Raw genomic sequence first — 23,125 nt, forward strand, 5'->3', positions numbered from 1 at the left:
GACTTCGGGCAGGCTGGTAGACGCACCCGGCCGGAAGGCAGGCCGGATGCGGGACGACGATCAGGAGAATCCCGGCATGACCACCACTGTTGCCGCCTATGCGGCTCCCGCCGCCAAGGCTCCGCTGGAGCGCACCACCATCGAGCGCCGCGAGGTCGGTGAGTTCGATGTTCTGATCGACATCAAGTACGCCGGTATCTGCCATTCGGACATCCACCAGGCCCGCGAGGGCTGGGGCGAGGCGATCTTCCCGATGGTCCCGGGCCACGAGATCGCCGGTGTCGTCGAGGCGGTCGGTTCCGGAGTCACCAAGTTCGCCGTCGGCGACAAGGTGGGCGTCGGCTGCATGGTCGACTCCTGCCGCGAGTGCGAGAACTGTGAGGCCGGTCTGGAGCAGTACTGCCTCAAGGGCAACGTCCAGACGTACAACGGCATCGGCAAGGACGGCGAGCCCACCTACGGCGGTTACGCGGAGAAGGTCGTCGTCGACGAGGCCTTCACCCTGCGCATCCCCGACGGCATCGCCCTCGACGAGGCCGCGCCCCTGCTGTGCGCCGGTATCACCACGTACTCCCCGCTCAGGCACTGGAACGCCGGCCCCGGCAAGAAGGTCGCCGTCGTCGGTCTCGGCGGCCTCGGCCACATGGGCGTCAAGCTCGCGCACGCGCTCGGCGCCGAGGTGACCGTGCTGTCGCAGTCCCTGCGCAAGAAGGACGACGGTCTGAAGCTGGGCGCCGACCACTACTACGCGACCAGCGACGAGGCGACGTTCAAGGAGCTGGCGGGCACGTTCGACCTCATCCTGTCGACGGTCTCGGCCCCCCTCAACCTCGACGCGTACCTGTCCCTCCTGAAGACCGACGGCGCCTTCGTGAACGTCGGCGCCCCCGAGGAGCCCGTCGCCCTCAACCTCTTCTCGGTCATCGCCGGCCGCAAGACCCTCGCGGGCTCCGGCATCGGCGGCATCCAGGAGACCCAGGAGATGCTCGACTTCTGCGCCGAGCACGGCCTCGGCTCCGAGATCGAACTGATCCGCGCGGACCAGATCAACGAGGCGTACGAGCGGGTGCTGGCGAGCGACGTCCGCTACCGGTTCGTGATCGACACGTCGACGATCTGACCGAGGCCGACCGAGCCGTTCCCCGCGTCCCTTGAAAGGGCCAGAGGCCCTGCAGGGCGCGAGCAACCCCCACCCACCCGCACTCGGGGGTGGAAGGGGCACCGCCCCTGAGAACGGGACGGGACGGGACCGGTAGGGGCGGCGGGGCGAGAAAATCAGCGCTCGCCACGGGCCCGCCCCAGCAACCACAACACATACGGCCCCGGCTACGGCTACGGCCCCGGTCCAGCGACGTCAGTGCCCCCACCGGAACCCGGTTCCGGTGGGGGCACGAGTGTCCGCGCAGGCCGCGACGACGACCGCCCGGATGCGGGGGCGGCGGGACAGCCGGATGATGGACGGGGGAGAGGCAGGCGGTCGCGGCGCGATCACCACCAGGGGGGTTCCGAGGTGTGAGCGACATGCCCCTGCAGAAAACCCGACCGGGCACGGTCCACAGGGTCCGCCCGGACATCAGCGTTCTGGCCGACAGCCTGGAGGTCCCGGGGATCGGACACATCCCGGTGAACGCCTTCGTGCTGCTGGCCGCCCAGCCGGTGGTGGTCGACACCGGCCTGGGCCTGCCCGACCGGAACTTCGTCGAGACGCTCAGCACGGTGCTGGACCCGGCGGACGTGCGCTGGATCTGGCTCACCCACCCCGACCGCGACCACACGGGCGGCATCTTCGACCTGCTGGCGGCGGCGCCCGAGGCACGCGTCGTGACGACCTTCGTCGCAGCGGGCATCCTCTCCTGCGAACGCCCGCTGCCCCTGGACCGCTGTTATCTCCTCAACCCCGGCGAGACGATGGACATCGGCGACCGCACCCTCACCGGCTTCCGCCCGCCGCTGTTCGACAACCCCGCCACCGTCGGCTTCTTCGACGACCACTCCGGCGTCTGCTTCAGCTCCGACTGCTTCGGCGCGCCTCTGCCCACGGCCGAGCTCGCCCAGGCCGACGACGTCCGCGACGTGCCCATCGACGACCTGCGTACCGCCCAACTCCTGTGGGCCACGGTGGACAGCCCCTGGGTCAGGACGGTCGACATGGACAAATACCTGGCGACCTTCCACCCCCTCAAGGACCGCAAGCCCGACCTCGTCCTCTCCACCCACCTCCCCCCGGCCACCGGCATCACCGGCTCCCTCCTCGACACCCTCACCACCGCCCCGGACGCCCCACCCTTCACCGGCCCGGACCAGGCGGCGCTGGAACAGATGCTGGCGGGGTTCGAACCGAACGGGGGCGGCCACGGGCGGTGAGGGCGAACCTCGTGGCGGGAGCCCTCAGTCCCTGACCCCTCTGCTCTCGCTCCTCAGCCCTTGCCCCCGGCCCTCGCCTCGCCGATCGGGCAGGACCCCCCGTCCCGCCGAGCCTTTGCTGCCATGTGCCCGTGGGCGGCAACACGGTTCTACTCAGGTCGAGTTGAGTATGCGCGCTCATGCCCGGCAGGCCCCTGTCCGGCGAGTATCGGTGAAGCGGCGCAGTCGAGAGCGCCGGCCCGATCCAGCTCAGACTCTTACGGAGACTCCTCATGTCCCGACGTATCGCTCTGTCCGTGGCCGCCGGTGTCGTTGTCCTCGGCGGCGCCGGTGCCCTCACTCTTGCCTACGCCGGAGACCAGCCCTTGGCGCTGGCGCACAGCACCGCCCGCTACACCGCTCCCGACGGCGACCGCGACGGCTCCTTCACCTTCGAGACCGACGTCACGGCGTCCTCCGGTGTCAAGAGCGTGAAGGTGCTGGCATGGGCGCAGAGCTCGTTCCTCGCCAAGAACGAGCTGACCGCCAAGGACATGACCCACGTGGAGTCGGCCGTCTGCAAGCCCTCCGGGAAGGACACCGTGCACTGCACGTACCGCGTCAAGGTCACCGGTTCCGACGCCGAGTCCTCCCCGCGCGGTGCCTGGCACGTCGCTGTCCTGGCCACCGCCAAGGACGGCACCACGATCCTGGACACCGAGGCGGCCGACTTCACCGTCAGGTGACCCGGCCGGGCACGCGACCGAGAGCGGGTGTCATCCCGGTTGCCCCGTACGCCCGTATCTCCGTCGACGTGCTCCTCGCGGTGCCTGGTCGTCGGCGACCGCGAGGGCCGGCTGGGCGGGCATGGAATCGCCTGGAGCCCTCGCGCGTTGAGGTCGGTGGGCATCGGATGGCGATGGTGTGCGAGCCGAGTACGCCGAGCCGCCGAGCTGACACGTATGGGAGGGCCGCAATGGCTGCGCAGACGCAGAGGGCCGTGCTGGCGGGCGGGTGTTTCTGGGGGATGCAGGACCTGATCCGCCGGCTCCCGGGGGTGATGGCGACCCGGGTCGGATACACCGGGGGTGACGTGCCGAACGCGACGTATCGCAACCACGGCACGCACGCGGAGGGCATTGAGATCCTTTTCGACCCCGAGAGGACCGACTTCCGCGCGATCCTGGAGTTCTTCTTCCAGATCCACGACCCGAGCACCAAGAACCGCCAGGGCAACGACATCGGCCTCAGCTATCGCTCCGCGATCTACTACGTGGATGACGAGCAGAAGCGGATCGCCGAGGACACGATCGCGGACGTGGACGCCTCCGCACTGTGGCCGGGCAAGGTCGTCACCGAGGTCGAGCCGGTCGGCCCCTTCTGGGAGGCCGAACCCGAGCATCAGGACTACCTGCAGCGCTACCCGGACGGCTACACCTGCCACTTCCCGCGCCCGGGATGGCGGCTGCCCGCCCGCGCGGAGGGCTGACCGGCGAGACGGCCCGGCGGAAGGCGGAGGCTCCGCAGCCGGACTGTGCCTGGCATCCAGGGACGGCGGTGCCGAGCGGAGTGCTGAGGACGGTGCGGCGGTCGAGCAGGTGAACGACGGCTCGGCGCGGCCACGCAGAGCCCGGCGGCCATGCAGAGCCCGGCGGCCATGCAGAGCCTGTTCGGCCTTCGGGAGTGGGCAGCCGGAACGCGAACGTTCCAGGTACCGTCCGCGTTCGGTCCCGCATCCGCTCGGGCTCGGTTCGGCGTACCGTCCGTTCAGTCCGTCGGGGACGCCGCCGCCACCGCCTGCGCCGACGAGTTCCGGATACGGCAGTAGAGCGCGGCCATCGCCTCGCCGCCGCCCTGATAGCGCCATGGCAGGGCGTTGACGTACCCGTCGACCAGCCTGAACTGTTCGAGCGCTGCGTCGTCGCGGTCCTGGAGCGAGAGGTAGTACGCGAGAAGGTGCCGCAGTTCGGGGAGGCGGGGGTGGGTCGGGTCGGCCGAGGCGGCGTCCGCGAGACCGGCGTCCACGCGGCCGATCATCCTCGGCGTACGGTCGACGCTGTTGTCGTCCGAGGTGTCGTGCTCGAAGTGCGCGATGAGCGGGAACGCGGTGAGCAGGCTGCCCAGCGGTGCCCGAGCGGCCGCGCGCTCGGCGAACTCCTTCGCCAGTTTCTCCGAACCCCTCCACTTCGCACACCAGTACTGCAGCGCCGAGAAGTGGGCCTCGTAGTGGTGCGGGGCCCTGGCGGTGATCTCCGACCACAGCTTGTCCATCTGGGAGTTCGGGTAGCCGAGCCCGAGCGCGACCCAGATCTCGGTGATGTACGGCGTCGGGTCGTCGGGGTTGAGCACCGCCGCCCGGCCGATCTCCTCGCGGGAACGTTCCAGCATCCGGTGGAAGCCGCCGAACTGCTCACCGGTCGTGTACTTGGCCTTCTTCCCGCCGCGCAGGTCCCAGGCCAGGATCACGGTGCTGCGGGCCCGTACGACGGCCGCGTCCGGGTCGTCGGGACGGTCCGCCTCCCAGGCGAGCAGCCAGTCGTCCTCCTTGGCCGCGATCTCGGCCAGCAGATACGCGGCAGAGGAGCGGCGTTCCCAGTCCCGGCCTGTGTCGTGCATCATCTTGGCCGCTGCTTTCCAGTCGCCGCCGCGTACGGCGGCGAGCGCCGACTCCTGGGCGGCCGGGAGCGGGCCCGGGAGTCTGGTGTTCTGCCGCTCCGCGGGCAGCAGCCCCATCGCCTCGGCGACGTCCGGGTCGACGTCGGAACTGGGAGAGAAGAACTCCTTGAGGAAGACCCAGGCCATCCAGAGGCCGAAGAGCAGGGTCGGTACCGCCAGGACGGCCAGTACCCATACCAGTACGGTCATCGCGGTGCGTCCGTTTCTCGGTTCGCGGGGCCTTGGGGCGCGGGCAGCAGCGTGCGCAGCGGGCCCGTGTCGGGGTGGTCGGCGACCGCCGCGGAGATCACGGCGCCGAGGTCGGTCTCCGTACCGTCCGGCGCGGGCGGCAGCCGCACCGCGGCCGGCTCCGACCAGGAGAACTCCCAGCGCAGCCGGGAGTGGGCGCTCAGCTCGGCCAGCACCATGCCCTGCAGCGCGTCCGCCAGCGCGGGCCGCACGAACTCGCGAAAGGCCCGGCCCTGCGCCTCGGCCGCCTGGTCCGACAGCGGCAGCCGCCGCGCCAGCTGCCACAGCTGACCGTCGTCGATCACCTTGAGCAGCGCGGGCAGGGACGGGTGGTCCTTGGTGTACATCGCGAGCGCCCGGTGCAGCGCGGTGTCGAGGGAGGCGAAGTTCGCGGCCATCGAGCCGTCGAGCAGTTCCTGCCAGTCGCCGGTGCGCCGGAACCGCAGCACGTCCTCGGCGAGGACCGCGTCCTCCAGCGCCGCCAGGCTCCGGTCCGGGTCGGTGAGCAGACCGAGCGCCGCGCCCCTGGCCTCGTCCGTGCGGCCGTCGGCGGGCAGTGCCTCGATCTGCTCGACGCGGTCGGCGATGGGCGGGTGCGAGTCGTACGGCGACGTCGGCTCGGTCGGCAACTCGGTGCGCAGACCGACCAGTTCGAGCTGGCGGGCGGAGAGCATCCGTCCGTAGCCGCCGAAGAACTCGCCGCGCGGCGGCAGCAGCCGGGCCTCGGATCCGAGCGTGGCGTAGCTGTTCATGTAGAAGCCGAACGCGGCGTCGAGTGCCTGTATCTCGCGCAGCGCCGACGCGGTGGCGTCGCGGCCGGCTATCCGGGCGGCCGCGGCGTCGGCGGCGTACTCCTGGCGGCGCGAACTCGCGAGCGTGGCGCGGATGTACAACTTGGCGTAGCCGATGTAGATCCACGCCATCGCGCGGTACGTGATGCCCGCGCCCGTCGTGTCGATCTCCTTGGCCTTCTTCCCCTTGGCCACGGCCTTGGCGTTCTTCTTCTCCAGCCGGGCCCGCTCACGACCGGCGGACCTGTCGGCCCGCTCCTCGAAGTGCCCGATGGTGCGCAGCACCTGGGCCCGGCCGCGCACGGTGATCGCGGCGAGCCGGGTGTCGGCGTTCGAGTAGTGCCCCAGCTCATGGGCGAGGACCGCGCGCAACTGAGCCTCGGTCAGGCCCTGCAGCAGTGGTACGCCGAGGTAGAGGTGGCGTGGACCGGCCAGCAGACCGAGCAGCCGGGCGTCCTCGCTGACGGCGGCGTTGAGGTCGGCCGTCAGGATGATCCGGGAGGGCACCCGGGTGCCGACCGCGTCGGCCAGTTCCCGTACGGTGCGCCACAGTTCGGGCTCGTCGGCCTCCGTCACCGGCAGGCCCGGCAGATCCTCGCCCTTCGGCGTCCGCAGCATGAACAGACCGCGGACCAGCGGGATCGCCAGCAGTACGGAGACCACGTACAGCTTGGCGGAGAGGCTGGACGGCGCGTACAGGTAGAGCAGGTAATCGGCGCCGGCGAGCGCTGCCAGCAGGATCACGCCGAGCAGATAGAAGCCGGCGAGCAGTACCAGGGCGCGCAGTGCGCGCAGGGTCGCGCCCATTGGGCAGAGTTCCCCCCACGGGAAAGATCGCGAACGATCACTTAAATGGCGAAGGAGGTCAAACTGGACGGCTTGGGGCGTGTCCATGACCGAAAGGTGTGAGGGGTGGAGTATTTCGCACGGGTGTGCGGGGTCGCAAGGGCTTACTGAGGGCCGGCGCCTCATGGGGTGGGGGCGTGGTGCGGGGGTGGCGGCTGCGGGGGCGACGTGGCTGGTCGCGCCGTTCCCCGCCCCCCTCTGAGGGGCCTTCGCCCCTTCCCGTCCCCGTCAGCGCAGCAGCGTCGCCGGACTCCCCCCGTTCGCCTCGTAGCCCGCCACCGCCAGGGCCCGGTACAGCGCGTAGTCCGCTGCCGGGTCGGAGGTGAGCGTCCAGGGGAGGGCGCCTACGTGGCCGTCGGCGTGCACGAGCTGGTCCATGGCCTCGGACCAGCGCTCGGAGCGGACCAGGAAGAAGATCAGCAGATGGCGGACATGGGCCAGCATCGGGTCGTCCGGCCGCGCCGCGTGCACCGCGAACAGGGCGCCGTGGATCGCCTTGGTGACGACCTCGCTCTCGTAGAAGCCCTGCACCAGGTTCACCTCGGGCAGGTGCTCGAAGACCGCGAAGAGAGGCATGGCCGCGAGGAGCGACCCCCGCGGGGCGCGGGCCGCCGCCGCCTCGGCGAAGGAGTACGCCAGCTCCCGCGAGCCGTGCCACTTCTCGCACCAGTAGTGCAGGGCCGCGAAGTGGGCGCCCATGTGCTCCGGGGCCCGGTCGAGGATCTTCAGCCAGAGCTGCTCGAACTCCTCACGGGAGTACGCCAGCCCGCGCGCCACCGACAGCTCGACGATGTACGGGATCGGGTCACCGGGGGCCAGCAGTGCCGCGTCGCCGCACGCCGATCTGGCCTCCTCCATGATGATCCGGAAGTCGTCCGTGCCCGGCGTCGACGTCCGCCACGCCTGCTGCACCAGGAACTCCGCGTGCACCGCCGCGCCGCCCGCGTCCTTGGGCGCCTCCGCGCGCCACACCCGCAGCCACTGCCCGCCCGGCGTCTCGCCCACCCCGCCGGGCCGCTGCGCCAGCTCCAGCGCCGCCGCACCCGCGAACGCCTGTACCCGCTGCCACCGGACCTCGCCGGCCGCCTCCGTGCCGGCCAGCAGCTGCTTCGCCGCCCGGTAGTCCTGGGAACGCTGCACCACGTCCAGCACGTCCAGCAGGTCCTGGTCGGGCCCCGGCATCCGCACGTCCAGCAGCTCCTGCCGCACGAACCCGTAGTTCTCCGGGTCCGCTGCGTCCGGATGCCCCGCCTCCACCTGCTGAATACCGGCCCTGCGACGCGCCAGAATCGGCCACGCCACAAAGCCGATCATGAGCATCGCCATCAGGACCCAGAGAATCTCCATACGACAAGGGTTCCAGACGCGGCCGACAATTGCCCAACCCGACCGGTGTCCTGTGGATAACTCCGGACGGCGCACGGGGGCGGGGGCGCCGTGCGGGGCGCTGGGCTGTGACATGTGCGGCTCCGCCGCGCGGGCGCGACCAGCCAGGACGAACCCGCAGCCGCCGGACCCACACGGGCCCTCACCCCGGAATGCGCCCCGCACCCCGCCGAGCGCTTAGGCTCGACAACCATGAGCGACAGCCACACCAGCCAACACTTCGAGACCCTCGCGATCCACGCGGGCAACACCGCGGATCCCCTCACCGGCGCGGTCGTCCCGCCGATCTACCAGGTCTCGACCTACAAGCAGGACGGCGTAGGAGGCCTGCGCGGCGGTTACGAGTACAGCCGCAGCGCCAACCCCACCCGCACCGCGCTGGAGGAGAACCTCGCCGCCCTGGAGGGCGGCCGCCGCGGCCTGGCGTTCGCGTCCGGACTGGCCGCCGAGGACTGCCTGCTGCGCACGCTGCTCAGCCCCGGCGACCACGTGGTCATCCCCAACGACGCCTACGGCGGCACGTTCCGTCTCTTCGCGAAGGTCGTCTCCCGGTGGGGCGTGGACTGGTCGGTGGCCGACACCAGCGACCCCACGGCCGTACGGGCGGCCCTCACGCCCAGGACGAAGGTCATCTGGGTGGAGACCCCCTCCAACCCGCTGCTCGGGATCACGGACATCCCGGCCGTCGCCCAGATCGCCCGTGAGGCCGGCGCGAAGCTGGTCGTCGACAACACCTTCGCCACCCCCTACCTCCAGCAGCCGCTGGCGCTCGGCGCGGACGTCGTCGTCCACTCGCTCACCAAGTACATGGGCGGCCACTCGGACGTCGTCGGCGGCGCCCTGATCGTCGGCGACCAGGAGCTCGGCGAGGAACTGGCCTACCACCAGAACGCGATGGGCGCGGTCGCCGGGCCCTTCGACTCCTGGCTGGTGCTGCGCGGCACCAAGACGCTCGCCGTCCGGATGGATCGCCACAGCGAGAACGCCACCAAGGTCGCCGACATGCTCACCCGGCACGCGCGCGTGTCGAGCGTGCTCTACCCGGGGCTGCCCGAGCACCCCGGGCACGAGGTCGCCGCCAAGCAGATGAAGGCGTTCGGCGGCATGGTGTCGTTCCGGGTCACGGGCGGTGAGGAGGCGGCCGTCGAGGTCTGCAACCGCGCCAAGGTGTTCACCCTGGGCGAGTCCCTGGGCGGCGTCGAGTCCCTGATCGAGCACCCGGGACGCATGACGCACGCCTCGGTGGCCGGTTCGGCCCTTGAGGTACCCGCCGACCTCGTACGCCTCTCCGTGGGCATCGAGAACGTCGACGACCTCCTGGGGGACCTCCAGCAGGCCTTGGGCTAGACCCGGCCCCGGGCGCTCACCAGCCCGTCATCGGTGGGGTCGTCCGCGACGGCGGCTCCACCCAGGGGCGGGTCATCGACGCCCACACCAGGAACGCGACCACGGCGGCCGCCAGCACCAGCCACATCAGATGGCGGGCCGCCGTCCGACGCCGCAGCATGCGCCCGCCGCGCCGCACCGCCGCCGCGCACAGGTCGGGCGGCACCTGCGCCGGCCGGCGCTCCAGGATCTGCCGTACGGCCGCCTCGCGGTTTCGCAGACTCATGACGGCGCCACCTCCACCACCTTCTCGGGGGCCGCCCTGCGCGGGGGATGCAGGACCGTCGTCATCGCGCGCAGACAGATCGTCGTCACGCGTTCGACGGGCAGCCCGAGCAGCGCCGCCGCCTGTTCCTCGGCGACCCCCTCGTAGAGCCGCAGGACGAGGATCAGCCGCTCCTGCGGGCTGAGGACGGCCAGGGCGCCGCCGGGCGCGGGGCGGAAGAGGCCGTGGTGGTGCCAGGCCCCGCGCGCGAAACGGACGGCCAGCTGCTGCCGGGTCCGGTCGTACGGGTCCTCGCCGCGCAGCCGGTCCCAGGTGGCGTACGTGTGGGCGAGGGCATGGGTCAGCAGCCGTCGCGCGCGCGGGTTGTCGTCCGGCTGCTCCGCCGTGAGCAGGGTGGCGGTCTGCAGCAGCCGCCCCGCCGCACCCGCGACGAACGCCTCGAACTCCCTGGCCCGGCGGGCGCCTTGGGCCACATGCCGATCTCGCACCACGCCTCCCGCCTGAGGCCGACCCTGAGCGAACGGGGCCCGGCCGCGTACGGATCGGTCTGCCGCACGGATGCGTCCGCCGTCTTCGACGAGGGCCCGGTCTCATATGAGGCCAGGAGCAGGGGCGCGGTCAAGAGTCAGGAGGGCGACGGTGCCTCCGGCGCCGCCGCCATGCGGGTCGAGAGCGCCGTGTTGAAACGGGTGAGGAGCGAGCAGAAGGCCTCGCGCTCCTCGGGGGCCCAGTCCTGGGTGAGTTCGGCCATCAGCTGGCGCCTGGAGGAACGTACCTCCTCAAGGCGGGACAGCCCGCGCGGCGACAGCTGGAGCACGACCGCGCGGCCGTCCTCCGGGTGCGAGGTGCGCTTGACGAGTCCGGTGTCCACGAGCGGCGCCACCTGACGGGTGACCGTCGAGGAGTCGATCCCCATGCTCGCCGCGAGCGCCTTGACGCCCATCGGACCTTCCTTGTCGAGGCGGTTGAGCAGCAGGTACGCGGCACGGTCCATGGAGTTGCGCACCTGCCCGACGCCGCCGAGCCGGGTCTGTTCGGCACGGCGTGCGAACACCGCGACCTCGTGCTGCAGCGTGTCGAGAAGACCGTTGTCACCGACGGTCGTCATGTCCATCGACATTTCAGGTGTTGTGGGCATGGCCAAAGGCTCAATTCGTGCGTGGGGCGCTGGGTTGGGGGACAGAGTACGCGGAGCGGGCGCGGGGTGTACGGGCCCCGCTGAATCCGGTCCCGCCCCTTGGTCACACCCGCGTTCGCCCCCTGTGAACTGCGAGACTGGTGGTCATGAGCTACAGCACGGCTGACTCCTTTCCGCGCGTGACGATCGACGACGTGCGAGGCGCGCAGAAGATGCTTACGGGCATTTCACGTGTCACCGCCATGGAGGGCAGCAGGCATCTCACTCAGCTCGTCGGCGCGCCGGTGCACTTCAAGTGCGAGAACCTCCAGCGGACGGGCTCGTTCAAGCTGCGCGGCGCGTACGTCCGTATCGCGGGCCTGCTGCCCGAGGAGCGTGCCGCCGGTGTCGTCGCCGCGAGCGCGGGCAACCACGCCCAGGGCGTCGCCCTCGCCTCCTCGCTGCTCGGCGTGCGCTCCACGGTCTTCATGCCGAAGGGCGCCCCGCTGCCGAAGATCAGCGCGACCGAGGAGTACGGCGCCGAGGTCCGCCTGCACGGCACGGTGGTCGACGAGACGCTGACCGCCGCCCAGGAGTACGCGGCCGAGACGGGCGCTGTGTTCATCCACCCGTTCGACCATCATGACGTCATCGCAGGTCAGGGCACGGTCGGCCTGGAGATCCTGGAACAGTGTCCCGAGGTGCGCACGATCGTCGTCGGGATCGGCGGCGGCGGGCTCGCGGCGGGTATCGCGGTCGCGGTGAAGTCGCTGCGGCCGGACGTGCGCGTCGTCGGCGTCCAGGCGGAGGGTGCGGCCGCGTACCCGCCCTCGCTGGCCGCCGGGCTGCCCGTGGCCGTGGAGAACCCGGCGACGATGGCCGACGGCATCAAGGTCGGACGGCCCGGTGACGTGCCGTTCGGGATCGTCGCCGAACTGGTGGACGAGGTCCGTACGGTCTCGGAGTACAACCTCTCCAGCGCCCTGCTGCTCTGCCTGGAGCGGGCCAAGCTGGTCGTGGAACCGGCAGGCGCCAGCCCCGTCGCGGCCCTGCTGCGCGACCCGAAGTCCTTCGAGGGCCCGGTCGTCGCGGTGCTCTCCGGCGGCAACGTCGACCCGCTGCTGATGCAGCGCATCCTGCGCCACGGCATGGCCGCCGGTGGCCGCTACCTGCAGGTGTGCCTCCGCCTGACCGACCGCCCCGGCGCCCTCGCCACACTGCTCGGGGTGTTGTCAGGGGTCGACGCCAACGTCCTCGACGTGAGCCATGTGCGGACCGATCCCCGGCTCGGGCTCACGGAGGTGGAGGTCGAACTGCACCTGGAGACGAGGGGGCCGACGCACTGCGCCGAGGTCAACCACGCCCTCCGCGAGGCGGGTTACACCGTCATCGACTGAGGTCGGCGGTCCGCCGTCAACTGTTCGTCACTCGTTCGGGCAAGTCCATTGAGAGACGCGATACATCGCGTTATGGTGTGTCTCGTGGCGCCGACCGGGAAGGTCTGGCCGCTGCCCGCCCGGTGTTGTGGCCCATGCCGCTACCGCGCAGAACAAAACGTACAAAACTAGGCTTTGCGAAGGAACCCCGAAGACGTGGAGAAATCACATGCCAGGCGCCATCCATGCCGAAGGCCTGGTGAAGACCTTCGGTGATGTAAGAGCCCTCGACGGCGTCGACCTCGACGTCCCCGAGGGCACCGTCCTGGGTCTGCTCGGGCCGAACGGCGCGGGCAAGACGACCACCGTCCGATGCCTCACCACCCTGCTGCGGCCCGACAGTGGCAGGGCCGTCGTGGCCGGCATCGACGTGCTGAAGGACCCGGACGCCGTGCGGCGCTCGGTCGGCCTCTCCGGACAGTTCGCAGCGGTCGACGAGTATCTGACGGGCCGCGAGAACCTGCAGATGGTCGGCCAGCTCTACCAGATGCGGGCCAAGGACGCGAAGGTGCGCGCCGGCGAGCTGCTGGAGCAGTTCCACCTCGCCGACGCCGCCGACCGGCCCGCCAGGACGTACTCCGGCGGTATGCGCCGCCGGCTCGACCTGGCGGCCGCGCTGGTGGTGTCGCCGCCGGTGATGTTCATGGACGAGCCGACCACCGGACTCGATCCGCGCAACCGCCAACAGCTGTGGGAAGTGATCAAGCAGCTGGTCTCCGGCGGTACGACCCTGCTGCTCACCACCCAGTACCTCGAAGAGGCCGACCACCTCGCGCACGACATCGCCGTGGTCGACCACGGCCGCGTCATCGCCCGCGGCACCTCCGACCAGCTCAAGGCCCGCACCGGCGGCGAGCGCGTCGAGGTCGTCGTGCACGAGCGCGAGCACATCCCGGCCGCCGTCGAGGTGCTGACCGGCTTCGGCAAGGGCGAGACCACCGTCGAGGAGCACACCCGTCAGCTCACCGTGCCCGTGAGCGGCGGTGCCAAGCTCCTCGCCGAGGTCATCCGCGAGCTGGACACCCGCGGTATCGAGATCGACGACATCGGCCTGCGCCGCCCCACCCTGGACGACGTGTTCCTCTCCCTGACGGGACACCTCGCCGAGGCGAAGGCCGAGGCCGAGGCCGAGGAGCGCGGCGAGGCCGCCGACGCCAAGGGGCGGGGCCACCGGAAGGAGGGTGCGAGGTGAGTATCGTCACCGGCTCCGTGCGGGTCGTACCGCCCGGCAACCCGATCACCCAGTCCATCAGGGACTCGCTGGTCGTCGCCAAGAGGAATCTGATTCGCATGTCCCGAATTCCAGAAATGGTGATCTTCGGGCTCATCCAGCCTGTCATGTTCGTGGTGCTGTTCAGCTATGTCTTCGGCGGCTCCATGAATGTCGGCGGCACCACGGATCCCGCCGTCTACCGCGAGTTCCTGATGGCCGGCATCTTCGCGCAGACCGTCACCTTCGCCACCGCCGGCGCCGGGGCGGGCATCGCCGACGACATGCACAAGGGGCTCATCGACCGCTTCCGTTCGCTGCCCATGGCGCGCGGGGCCGTGCTCACCGGACGGACCCTCGCGGACCTGGTCCAGACGGCGCTCACCCTGGCCGTGCTGGCCGTGGTCGCGCTGCTCGTCGGCTGGCGCACCCACACCAGCTTCGGCGAGGTGCTCGGCGCCTTCGGCCTGCTGCTTCTGCTGGGGTACGCGTTCACCTGGGTCGGCGCGCTCATCGGCCTCTCGGTGCGCACCCCCGAGGCGGCCACCTCCGGCGGACTGATCTGGCTCTTCCCGGTCACGTTCATCTCGAACGCGTTCGTGGACTCCAGCCGTATGACGCCCTGGCTGCAGCATGTCGCCGACTGGAACCCGTTCAGCGCCACCGTCCAGGCCTGCCGCCAGCTGTTCGGCAACCCAGGGGTGTCGCCGTCGGACGCCTGGCCCATGCAGCACCCGGTGTGGGCCTCGCTGATGTGGTCGGTCCTCATCATCGTCATGTTCCGGACCCTGTCCGTACGGAAGTACCGCTCGGCGTCGGCGTGAGCGGCGACCGGCCCCGGGCATGACCAAGCCCCCGGCGCCGAAGGGGCGCCGGGGGCCACGGGTCGGGCGGGAGCAGGCGTTCAGCTCTCGTAGGGCACGGCCTTGAGGATCTTCACCGAGGCCAGCTTGCCGTTCGGCAGCTCGTACTGCGCGTCCTGGCCGACCTTCTTGCCGGTCACGCCCGAGCCGAGCGGGGACTGCGGCGAGTAGGTCTCGATGTCGGAGCTGGCGTACTCACGGGAGGCGAGCAGGAAGGTCACGGTGTCGTCCTCGTCGCCGTCGAAGGCGATCGTCACGACCATGCCGGGCGCCACGGCGCCGTCCGCCGACGCGGGAGCCTCGCCGACCTTGGCGTTCTCCAGGAGCTGGGTCAGCTGGCGCACACGGAGCTCCTGCTTGCCCTGCTCCTCCTTGGCCGCGTGGTACCCGCCGTTCTCGCGCAGGTCGCCCTCCTCGCGCGCGGCCGCGATCTTGGCGGCGATCTCCGTGCGCGCGGGACCAGACAGGTGCTCCAGCTCGGCCCTGAGCTGGTTGTACGCCGCCTGGGTCAGCCAGGTGACGTTCTCGCTGGTCTGGGTCACAGGTGCTCCTCGTAGGTACTGGGAATACAAAGCATCGCCCTACCCAGAAGAATGTTCCTTCACGAGTGGGCGAAACCACGAGCCTAACAATTCAGCGGCGGGAGGGGGAGGACATAAACCACAAGCATTACGTCGACGCAGGTCAGGGGGTCGATTCGGAGAGCCGGGGGCCAGGTGGGGCCTCGGGGCCCGGGTTCAGCCCGCGTGACAGCCGAGGAGCTCGGCGGTGGTGCCGCGCGAGGTCGTCTTCAGAGTGACGACCTTGTCGATGTCCGTGGTGCCGGCGGCGAAGCGGAAGTCGGCGCGGCCGACCTCGGCGCCGTTCTCGGCCTGGGAGCGGACGGTGCAGTAGCCCTCGACGCCGGCGTCCTTGTCGCCCCTGAGGTGCACCTTCACCGAGTTCGCCGAGGTATCGAAGGTGTAGATCTCGACGCTGATCTTGTTTCCGGCGACATAGTGGTAGGCGAACCAGCCGATGAGGACGAGGAGGGCCGCGCCGAGGACGCGGCCGATGACCTTGAGCTTGCGGTCGGCGCGCTCGTCCGCGGAGCGGCCGTAGCGGCCCTCGGGAAGCCGCGTGCTCGCCGTGGTCATGGTCGTCCTCTCGAAAGGGCCGGGAGCGTGCTCCCGGTAAGGGGCGTCCACGCTCTGGACCGGGAATATCCCGCCCCCCGATGCCGTCACTATAGAAGCCCCCCGCCCAGCGCCTGACGGCCGCCCCACACGGGCGTCCGAGCGGGACGGCAGTATGGACTCTCCGGATCGCGCCGGGCCGAGTCACCGAAGTTCAGGCCGGGCGCCGAGTTACGAGGGAATGAGTCTTGACTGACCAGCTGCGACTGATGGCCGTGCACGCACACCCCGACGACGAGTCGAGCAAGGGTGCGGCCACCATGGCGAAGTATGTGTCCGAGGGGGTGGACGTGCTGGTCGTGACCTGCACGGGCGGGGAGCGCGGCTCCATCCTCAATCCGAAACTGCAGGGCGACAAGTACATCGAGGAGCACATTCACGAGGTACGCAAGAAGGAGATGGACGAGGCACGCGAGATTCTCGGCGTCGGGCAGGAGTGGCTCGGCTTCGTCGACTCCGGCCTCCCGGAGGGCGACCCCCTCCCTCCCCTTCCGGACGGCTGCTTCGCTCTGGAGGACGTCGACAAGGCGGCAGGTGAGCTCGTCAGGAAGATCCGTGCGTTCCGTCCCCAGGTGATCACCACCTACGACGAGAACGGCGGGTACCCGCACCCCGACCACATCATGACCCACCAGATCTCGATGGTGGCGTTCGAGGGCGCGACGGACACCGAGAAGTACCCCGAGGCCGAGTACGGCCCGGTGTACGAGCCGCAGAAGCTGTACTACAACCAGGGCTTCAACCGCCCTCGCACCGAGGCGCTGCACAACGCCCTGGTGGCGCGCGGCATGGAGTCCCCGTACGGCGACTGGCTCAAGCGCTGGGACGAGTCCGAGCACAAGGACCGCACCCTGACCACGCACGTGCCCTGCGCCGACTTCTACGAGATCCGTGACAAGGCCCTCATCGCCCACGCCACGCAGATCGACCCCGACGGCGGCTGGTTCCGGGTTCCGATGGAGATCCAGAAGGAGGTCTGGCCCACCGAGGAGTACGAGCTCGCGAAGTCCCTCGTGGACACCTCGCTCCCCGAGGACGACCTCTTTGCGGGCATCCGCTAGGCCTGGGGGACAATGCCAGGCATGAGCGTAAGCCTGGCAGTCACACACCTCGTTCCCCTCGCCGAGGAGCTGGACAAGGACAAGGTCACCCCCGGCATTCTCGGCTTCATCGTCTTCGCGGTGATGGCCCTGGCCGTCTGGGGCCTGATGAAGTCCATGAACAAGCACATGGGCAAGGTCGACTTCAAGGAGTCGCCGGACGCGGACGCCTCCGTCGAGGAGACGGCGACGGAGGCGAGTGGGAAGGCGACGTCGGCGAAGGGCTGAGTGCCGGGGCGACGGCTTGACGGCATGACTCCGTGACACCGTCCGGGTATCACGGAGTCCTGCTGCCTGCTGCCTGCTGCCCCGGCCTCGTCCCGTCCTGGCCAGGATCCACCCCTGGGCCGACGGCGACGGCGACGGCGGTCTGTCACGTTCGCTCCGGACGCTCCGGATCGGATCGCATCCGCCGAGGCAGGGGTCGCCGCGCCGCACCTGGCAGCAGTACGGCGTTCTCAAGCGCGTCGCAGGCTCGGGGCACGCCCCCCGAACGCGACACCGCTCCCCGGACCCGTTCCACCAGATCACCGCTCCTTCCTGCCCCCGGGCCCTCAGCCGCCCGTCACCGGTACCCCCATCACCTCCCGCGCGTGCCGGTTCGGGACCATGCCCAGGGTCCAGGCTCGCCAGCCGCTCTCCAGGTTCACGCCTCGCTCCAGCAGCAGCTCGTAGGCCTCGATGTACTCGGTGAGTTTCTCGTCGCGGAGGGGATGGGCGGTGCGGGACAGATGGGCCAGGTCCTCCTGTGCCACGGCGGTGCCGATCTCGACGCCGCCGGGGGCCGCGTACGGCAGCAGGGTGCACTTCAGGAAGCGGGCCCAGTCCTCGCCACGGCGGTCGCCGTAGGAGGTGAAGAGACGGGTCGCCTCCTCGCAGAGGGCCAGGGCCTGGGGGGTGCGGGCGTTGCCCGCGTCCACCACGGCCAGTTCCAGGCAGGTCCAGGCCTCGCCGTGGGCGACGCCGATGCGCTGGAAGTCGGCGCGGGCGTCGACGAGGAGCTGGCGGGCGAAGCCGGAGTTGCGCAACGAGCCGGTCTGGACGGCTCGTTGGTCACGGGTGACGCGGGCCGAATGGTGCCTCGCACAGGCCAGGCCGTAGACGTCGCGCATGCGGGAGAACATCGTGCGGGAGCGCTCCAGTTCACGGACCGCCTGGTCGAGGTTGCCGGTCTCCTCCAGGGCCTGGCCCAGGTAGTAGCCGCTCCAGGCCTCGCCGCGGGCGTCCTCGTTGTCGCGGTGGCGGGAGGCGGCCTGGCGCAGGCCGTCGACGGCGGCCGAGGGGTCGCCGGCGACCAGGCGGGCGCGGGCGAGCTGGGTCATCGTCCAGGCCTGGCCGCGGGTGTCGCGGGTGCGGCCGAAGAGGTCCAGGGCGGTGCGCAGTTCGCTCTCGGCGCGCGGCACCTCGCCCATGCGCAGCAGCAGTTGGCCGAGTTGGAAGTACGCCCAGCCCTCGCCGTGCAGGGACTCCTGCTGGCGGTGGATGACCAGGGCGCGGGTCAACAGGTCCAGGGAGTCGGCCAGATGGGAGCGGTCGCGTTCCACCGCCGCCAGGGCGTGCATCGTCCACGCGCGGTCCGCCGCCAGCTGGGGGGTCGACTGCATCTGGAGGGCCTCCAGGAGCTTCGCCGCCGCCTCGGTCAGGTTGCCCTGATGGTGGAGGGTGATGCCCAGGGAGCACAGGGCACGGGCGGCGCCCGCGTCGTGGTTGGTCTCCATGTAGAGGTCGACGACCGAGGCGAGCGTCGTACGGGCCTTGTCCAGCTCGCCCAGCTGACGGGCCGCGATGCCCGTACGCCACTGGACCGAGCGGGTCAGCAGGCCCTGGTCCACCGACTGGGCGAGCTCGCTCAGCTCACCGAGGCGGTAGAGGTCGCCGCGCAACAGGCAGTAGTCGCACAGGGCGCCGAGGAGGCTGAGGACCGCCGCCTGGTTCACGCCCTCCGCGTGCCGGAGCGTGGAGGTGATGAAGCTCGTCTCGTCGTCCAGCCAGCGCAGCGCCTCGTCCAGGGAGACGAAACCGTGCTGGCCGAAGCGGTCCGAGCGGGTCGACATGTTGCCGTCGACCAGGCGTAGGACGGAGTCGGCGAGATCGGCGTAGGTGACGATCAGGCGTTCCTGCGCGGCCGTGCGCTCGCTCGGCTGCTCCTCGTCGAGGAGGCGGGCGTGGGCGAAGGCGCGCACCAGGTCGTGCAGGCGGTAGCGGTTGCCGTGGACGTGGTCGATGAGGCCCGCACGGGCGAGCGCGGTGAGGTGGCGGGTCGCCTCCGTCTCGTCGGTGGCGAGGAGCGAGGCGGCGGCCGCCGCGCCCAGGGAGGCGCGGCCCGCCAGAGCCAGGCGGCGCAGCAGACGGCGGGAGGGTTCCGACTGGTCGGTGTAGCGGAGCCACAGGGCCCGTTCGACCGGCTCGACCGGGCCGTAGGCGCCCAGGTCCGTGGCCAGTCGGTCGGGCGTTCGCGGGCCCAGGGACGAGCCGGCGATGCGCAGGGCGAGGGGGAGGCCGCCGCACAGGTGCCGGATCCGGGCGACGGATTCGGTGTCGTAGGAGGCGGAGCCGGCGCTCGCGGGCGCTTCGGTCGGCGACCCCGCGGAGACACCGGCCGAGGGCCCCGCCGATGCTCCCGACGGCGCCCGTGTGTTCGACGCCCCCGCCGACAGCACCGAGCCGTCCTGCGCCGCCGTGCTGAGCAGTTCGTGCGTGCCGTTCCCGTCGAGCGCCTCGACGGGGAGCTGATGGACCCAGGCGGGCAGGTCCGCCGGCAGGGCGAGCGGCGAGCGGGAGGTGACCAGGACGAGGCTGTCGGAGCGTTCGGGGACGAGGACGCGGACCTGCTCGGGGTCGGAGGCGTCGTCCAGGACGATCGTCACGGGCAGGGCCGTCAGGTGCTGGTGGTACAGCTCGCTGAGCCGTCTGACCTGCTGGTCCTGGGAAGTGCGCTCACGGAAGAGGAGCTGGTCGCGGGGGGCGCCGAGACGATTCAGCAGATGCATCAGCGCGTCCCGGGTGGAGAGCGGGGTCTCCTCCGGGCTGTCGGCGCGCAGATCGACCACACAGGCGCCGCGGAAGTGGTCCCGCAGTTCGTGGGTCGCGCGGACGGCGAGGGCGGTACGGCCGGAGCCGGGCGCGCCGTGCAGCACGACGACGGTCGGCCGGGTCTCGGTCTCGGCGCGGGCCGCCTGCACCCACTGGCGGATCCTCCCCATCTCCGTGCGCCGGCCCGCGAACCGGTCGTCCGTCTCCGGGAGTTGGGCGAACGACTGTTCAAGAACGTTGCGCCGCCGCGCCGCCGCGCTCTTGTCGGCACCGCGCAGCTGGGGCGCCTTCTTCTTCGGCGTGGACGCGGCCAGTACACGCTGCTGGTCCAGGAACGGGCGTATCCCGCGCACCTCCAGCGCCGTCAGCCACTGCAGCCGCAGCTGCTCGGGGCCGCCCGGCTGGCCCAGGGCGCCCGCGCGGTGGTGGGCCGCGGGCACGTGGGAGGCGGTCACCTTCAGGACCGTGGCCACGGCGCTCGCGATGCCGACGATCAGACCGGTGCTGACTGCGGTGCCGGCGTCGACGCCGAAGGAGAGGTCGGCCACCACCGCCGTGCCGGCGGCAACGGCCGCGACCAGAAGGGGAGTTCCGGAGCCCTCCTTGGCGTAGCGCTGGCCGAAGGTGAGGCGGCCGACCTCCGACTCGTCCAGTGCGCGGGTGTACGCCTCGTACTCCTCGGCCGCGTTCCGCGCCATCGTGTCCAGCGCGGCGCGGGCGCGGCCGAGCAGGACCACCCCGTCCGTACGGCCGCCCGACCTGCGGACCTCCTCCTCGACCGCCCGGACCAACAGCCCTTCGGCCTCCCCCCGGTGGCTGTCCCGCATTCCACGTCCCCCTTCGCCGAAACGGTTGCCTCCGGCCAGTGTGGGGCGATGGGCGCGACTAGGCGAGAGGGCGTGATCGTAGGCTGGGGGGCTGGGGGCGAGGTGCGGGGTTTCGCCGTGGGTGGTGGGGTTGTTCGCCGACCGCGGGTCCGTCGTGGTTGCCCGCGCGGTTCCCCGCGCCCCTGACGGGGCGCGCGCCCCGTGCTGAACAGAGATTCCCGGGTACTGGGGAATGATGGTGTCCATGGCGAATCGACTGGCCCACGAGACCTCTCCCTATCTCCTCCAGCACGCCGACAACCCGGTCGACTGGTGGCCCTGGTCGGCGGAGGTGTTCGAGGAGGCGCGGCGGCGGGGGGTGCCGGTGCTGCTCAGCGTCGGCTATTCGAGTTGCCACTGGTGTCATGTGATGGCGCACGAGTCGTTCGAGGACCGGGAGACGGCCGAGTACCTGAACACGCACTTCGTCAGCGTCAAGGTCGACCGCGAGGAGCGGCCGGACGTCGACGCGGTGTACATGGAGGCCGTGCAGGCGGCGACCGGACAGGGCGGCTGGCCCATGACCGTGTTCCTGACGCCGGAGGGGGAGCCGTTCTACTTCGGGACGTACTTCCCGCCGGCGCCCCGGCACGGGATGCCGTCCTTCCGGCAGGTCCTGGAGGGCGTGCGGGCCGCCTGGACCGATCGGCGGGACGAGGTCGCCGAGGTCGCCGGGAAGATCGTGCGGGATCTGGCCGGGCGGGAGCTGAAGTTCTCGGCGGTCGACGTGCCCGGGGAGGACGAGCTCGCGCAGGCGCTGCTGGGTCTCACCCGGGAGTACGACGCGGCGCGCGGCGGGTTCGGCAGGGCGCCCAAGTTCCCGCCGTCGATGGTGATCGAGTTCCTGCTGCGGCACGCGGCGCGCACCGGCTCCGAGGGCGCGCTGCAGATGGCCCGGGACACCTGCGAGCGCATGGCCCGCGGCGGCATCTACGACCAGCTCGGCGGCGGCTTCGCCCGGTACTCCGTCGACCGTGAGTGGGTGGTACCCCACTTCGAGAAGATGCTGTACGACAACGCCCTGCTCTGCCGGGTCTACGCCCACCTGTGGCGGGCCACCGGCTCCGAACTCGCCCGGCGCGTGGCCCTGGAGACGGCCGACTTCATGGTCCGTGAACTCCGGACGAACGAGGGCGGGTTCGCCTCCGCCCTGGATGCCGACAGCGATGACGGCACCGGTTCCGGGAAGCACGTCGAAGGTGCCTACTACGTCTGGACGCCGGAGCAGCTGACCGAGGTGCTCGGCGAGGAGGACGCGCGGCTCGCCGCGCAGTACTTCGGGGTCACGGAGGAGGGGACGTTCGAGGAAGGGGCGTCCGTGCTGCAACTCCCGCAGCACGAGGGCGTGTTCGACGCCGAAAGGATCGAGTCGATCCGGGACCGGCTGCATGGGGCGCGTTCGCGCCGCCCCGCCCCGGGCCGTGACGACAAGGTGGTCGCCGCCTGGAACGGGCTCGCCGTCGCCGCGCTCGCCGAGACCGGCGCCTATTTCGACCGCCCCGACCTGGTGGACGCCGCGATCGCCGCCGCGGACCTTCTCGTACGACTGCACCTGGACGAGAAGGCGCGGCTCGCGCGGACCAGCAGGGACGGGCAGGTGGGGGCCAACGCGGGGGTGCTGGAGGACTACGCGGATGTCGCGGAGGGGTTCCTGGCGCTGGCGTCGGTCACGGGGGAAGGGGTGTGGCTGGAGTTCGCGGGGTTCCTGCTCGACCACGTGCTCGCCCGGTTCGTCGATGAGGGGTCGGGGGCGCTGTACGACACGGCCGTCGACGCGGAGAAGCTGATCCGGCGACCGCAGGATCCGACCGACAACGCCACGCCGTCGGGGTGGAGCGCGGCGGCGGGAGCGCTGCTCGGCTATGCCGCGCACACCGGTTCCGAGCCCCATCGGACCGCCGCCGAGCGGGCGTTGGGCGTGGTGAAGGCGCTGGGGCCGCGCGCGCCGAGGTTCATCGGGTGGGGGCTCGCGACCGCCGAGGCGCTGCTCGACGGGCCGCGCGAGGTGGCGGTCGTCGGACCGCAGGGGCATCCGGGGACGCGGGAACTGCACCGGGCGGCGTTGCTGGGGACCGCGCCGGGTGCGGTGGTCGCCGTCGGGACTCCGGACAGTGACGAGTTGCCGTTGCTGGCCGACCGTCCGCTCGTCGGCGGTGAACCGACCGCGTATGTCTGCCGTAACTTCACATGTGACGCTCCCACGACCGATGCCGACCGGTTGCGTACGGCGCTCGATGGGGCTCCGACCGGCTGAAACCCGCCGGTCAGGGACCGGGACAAGGCCGAACAACTAGCTGGATACAGGCTGGTGTTCTGACACATCCGATTACATGTTCCCTCGAACGGAAACACGCTTTTTATCGGAAGGGCTCCCAGGGTTCACAGTTTCCCCCTAGTCTCCTCACAGTGACGCGACGGAGGTAAATCCCGTCGTGGCAGGGGG

20 protein-coding genes are annotated in these 23,125 nt (G+C 70.9%); 11 read left to right on the forward strand and 9 right to left on the reverse strand.

Going from position 1 to position 23,125, the window contains the following annotated elements:
• Window positions 1–76 precede the first annotated feature (76 nt).
• The 4 genes from OG858_RS29360 to msrA all read left to right on the forward strand — a co-directional run bounded on the left by OG858_RS29360 (window position 77) and on the right by msrA (window position 3,832).
• Window positions 77–1,120 carry an NAD(P)-dependent alcohol dehydrogenase gene (locus OG858_RS29360; protein WP_086750609.1) on the forward strand — a complete coding sequence of 348 codons (1,044 nt, stop codon included), beginning with the start codon at window positions 77–79 and terminating at the stop codon, window positions 1,118–1,120.
• A 401-nt stretch (window positions 1,121–1,521) separates the two neighbouring features.
• Window positions 1,522–2,364, forward strand: a complete 843-nt coding sequence (locus OG858_RS29365) for an MBL fold metallo-hydrolase (RefSeq protein ID WP_086750606.1) — start codon at window positions 1,522–1,524, stop codon at window positions 2,362–2,364.
• A 272-nt stretch (window positions 2,365–2,636) separates the two neighbouring features.
• Entirely contained in the window at window positions 2,637–3,089 is a 453-nt protein-coding gene (locus OG858_RS29370) for a DUF5707 domain-containing protein (protein WP_086750605.1), read from the forward strand.
• 230 nt (window positions 3,090–3,319) lie between these two features.
• On the forward strand, window positions 3,320–3,832 hold the full coding sequence (gene msrA / locus OG858_RS29375) for a peptide-methionine (S)-S-oxide reductase MsrA (RefSeq protein WP_086750604.1): 513 nt from the start codon (window positions 3,320–3,322) through the stop codon (window positions 3,830–3,832).
• A 278-nt stretch (window positions 3,833–4,110) separates the two neighbouring features.
• Here the strand turns inward: msrA and OG858_RS29380 are convergent, their stop codons facing one another.
• The 3 genes from OG858_RS29380 to OG858_RS29390 all read right to left on the reverse strand — a co-directional run bounded on the left by OG858_RS29380 (window position 4,111) and on the right by OG858_RS29390 (window position 8,231).
• A complete protein-coding gene (locus tag OG858_RS29380) occupies window positions 4,111–5,208 on the reverse strand; it encodes a hypothetical protein (protein WP_086750603.1) in 1,098 nt (365 codons plus the stop codon).
• Entirely contained in the window at window positions 5,205–6,845 is a 1,641-nt protein-coding gene (locus OG858_RS29385; protein ID WP_319268529.1) for a M48 family metallopeptidase, read from the reverse strand. The genes OG858_RS29380 and OG858_RS29385 overlap by 4 nt, the downstream gene beginning before the upstream one ends.
• 267 nt (window positions 6,846–7,112) lie before the next feature.
• The gene (locus tag OG858_RS29390) at window positions 7,113–8,231 is read right to left on the reverse strand and encodes a hypothetical protein (protein ID WP_319069518.1); all 1,119 of its coding nucleotides are present in this window, start codon (window positions 8,229–8,231) and stop codon (window positions 7,113–7,115) included.
• A 231-nt stretch (window positions 8,232–8,462) separates the two neighbouring features.
• On the opposite strand from OG858_RS29390, the gene OG858_RS29395 reads away from it, so the two are divergent.
• Complete coding sequence (locus OG858_RS29395; RefSeq protein ID WP_086747448.1) at window positions 8,463–9,617, forward strand: cystathionine gamma-synthase; 1,155 nt, start codon at window positions 8,463–8,465, stop codon at window positions 9,615–9,617.
• A 16-nt stretch (window positions 9,618–9,633) separates the two neighbouring features.
• On the opposite strand, the gene OG858_RS29400 is transcribed toward OG858_RS29395, so the two are convergent.
• The 3 genes from OG858_RS29400 to OG858_RS29410 all read right to left on the reverse strand — a co-directional run bounded on the left by OG858_RS29400 (window position 9,634) and on the right by OG858_RS29410 (window position 11,002).
• Window positions 9,634–9,882: a hypothetical protein gene (locus OG858_RS29400; protein WP_086747449.1), complete on the reverse strand. Its 249-nt coding sequence runs from the start codon at window positions 9,880–9,882 to the stop codon at window positions 9,634–9,636.
• Window positions 9,879–10,370 (reverse strand): sigma factor-like helix-turn-helix DNA-binding protein, encoded by a 492-nt coding sequence (locus tag OG858_RS29405; RefSeq protein ID WP_179200885.1) that lies wholly within the window; start codon window positions 10,368–10,370, stop codon window positions 9,879–9,881. The genes OG858_RS29400 and OG858_RS29405 overlap by 4 nt, the downstream gene beginning before the upstream one ends.
• A 137-nt stretch (window positions 10,371–10,507) precedes the next feature.
• On the reverse strand, window positions 10,508–11,002 hold the full coding sequence (locus OG858_RS29410; RefSeq protein WP_173531495.1) for a MarR family winged helix-turn-helix transcriptional regulator: 495 nt from the start codon (window positions 11,000–11,002) through the stop codon (window positions 10,508–10,510).
• A gap of 164 nt (window positions 11,003–11,166) precedes the next feature.
• Here OG858_RS29410 and ilvA point away from each other — a divergent pair, with 164 nt between their 5' ends.
• From ilvA to OG858_RS29425, 3 genes are all read left to right on the forward strand, one after another.
• Window positions 11,167–12,396 (forward strand): threonine ammonia-lyase, encoded by a 1,230-nt coding sequence (ilvA, locus tag OG858_RS29415; RefSeq protein ID WP_086747451.1) that lies wholly within the window; start codon window positions 11,167–11,169, stop codon window positions 12,394–12,396.
• 208 nt (window positions 12,397–12,604) lie between these two features.
• On the forward strand, window positions 12,605–13,627 hold the full coding sequence (locus tag OG858_RS29420) for an ATP-binding cassette domain-containing protein (protein WP_328544267.1): 1,023 nt from the start codon (window positions 12,605–12,607) through the stop codon (window positions 13,625–13,627).
• Window positions 13,624–14,469 carry an ABC transporter permease gene (locus OG858_RS29425; protein WP_327744912.1) on the forward strand — a complete coding sequence of 282 codons (846 nt, stop codon included), beginning with the start codon at window positions 13,624–13,626 and terminating at the stop codon, window positions 14,467–14,469. The genes OG858_RS29420 and OG858_RS29425 overlap by 4 nt, the downstream gene beginning before the upstream one ends.
• A gap of 80 nt (window positions 14,470–14,549) precedes the next feature.
• On the opposite strand, the gene greA is transcribed toward OG858_RS29425, so the two are convergent.
• Both greA and OG858_RS29435 read right to left on the reverse strand, forming a co-directional pair.
• Window positions 14,550–15,050: a transcription elongation factor GreA gene (greA, locus tag OG858_RS29430; protein WP_086753105.1), complete on the reverse strand. Its 501-nt coding sequence runs from the start codon at window positions 15,048–15,050 to the stop codon at window positions 14,550–14,552.
• 195 nt (window positions 15,051–15,245) lie between these two features.
• The gene (locus OG858_RS29435) at window positions 15,246–15,644 is read right to left on the reverse strand and encodes a DUF4307 domain-containing protein (protein ID WP_086753103.1); all 399 of its coding nucleotides are present in this window, start codon (window positions 15,642–15,644) and stop codon (window positions 15,246–15,248) included.
• A gap of 248 nt (window positions 15,645–15,892) precedes the next feature.
• On the opposite strand from OG858_RS29435, the gene mca reads away from it, so the two are divergent.
• Both mca and OG858_RS29445 read left to right on the forward strand, forming a co-directional pair.
• Window positions 15,893–16,744 (forward strand): mycothiol conjugate amidase Mca, encoded by an 852-nt coding sequence (gene mca / locus OG858_RS29440; protein WP_037694607.1) that lies wholly within the window; start codon window positions 15,893–15,895, stop codon window positions 16,742–16,744.
• Window positions 16,745–16,765: 21 nt separating this feature from the next.
• Window positions 16,766–17,011 (forward strand): hypothetical protein, encoded by a 246-nt coding sequence (locus tag OG858_RS29445; RefSeq protein ID WP_037694614.1) that lies wholly within the window; start codon window positions 16,766–16,768, stop codon window positions 17,009–17,011.
• 326 nt (window positions 17,012–17,337) lie between these two features.
• On the opposite strand, the gene OG858_RS29450 is transcribed toward OG858_RS29445, so the two are convergent.
• Entirely contained in the window at window positions 17,338–20,643 is a 3,306-nt protein-coding gene (locus OG858_RS29450) for a tetratricopeptide repeat protein (RefSeq protein WP_327724814.1), read from the reverse strand.
• A gap of 244 nt (window positions 20,644–20,887) precedes the next feature.
• Between OG858_RS29450 and OG858_RS29455 the strand changes: the two genes are divergently transcribed.
• Window positions 20,888–22,936, forward strand: a complete 2,049-nt coding sequence (locus OG858_RS29455; protein WP_319268539.1) for a thioredoxin domain-containing protein — start codon at window positions 20,888–20,890, stop codon at window positions 22,934–22,936.
• The last annotated feature ends 189 nt before the right edge of the window (window positions 22,937–23,125 follow it).

The sequence above is a fragment of the Streptomyces europaeiscabiei genome (assembly GCF_036346855.1).
Lineage (GTDB): Bacteria > Actinomycetota > Actinomycetes > Streptomycetales > Streptomycetaceae > Streptomyces > Streptomyces europaeiscabiei.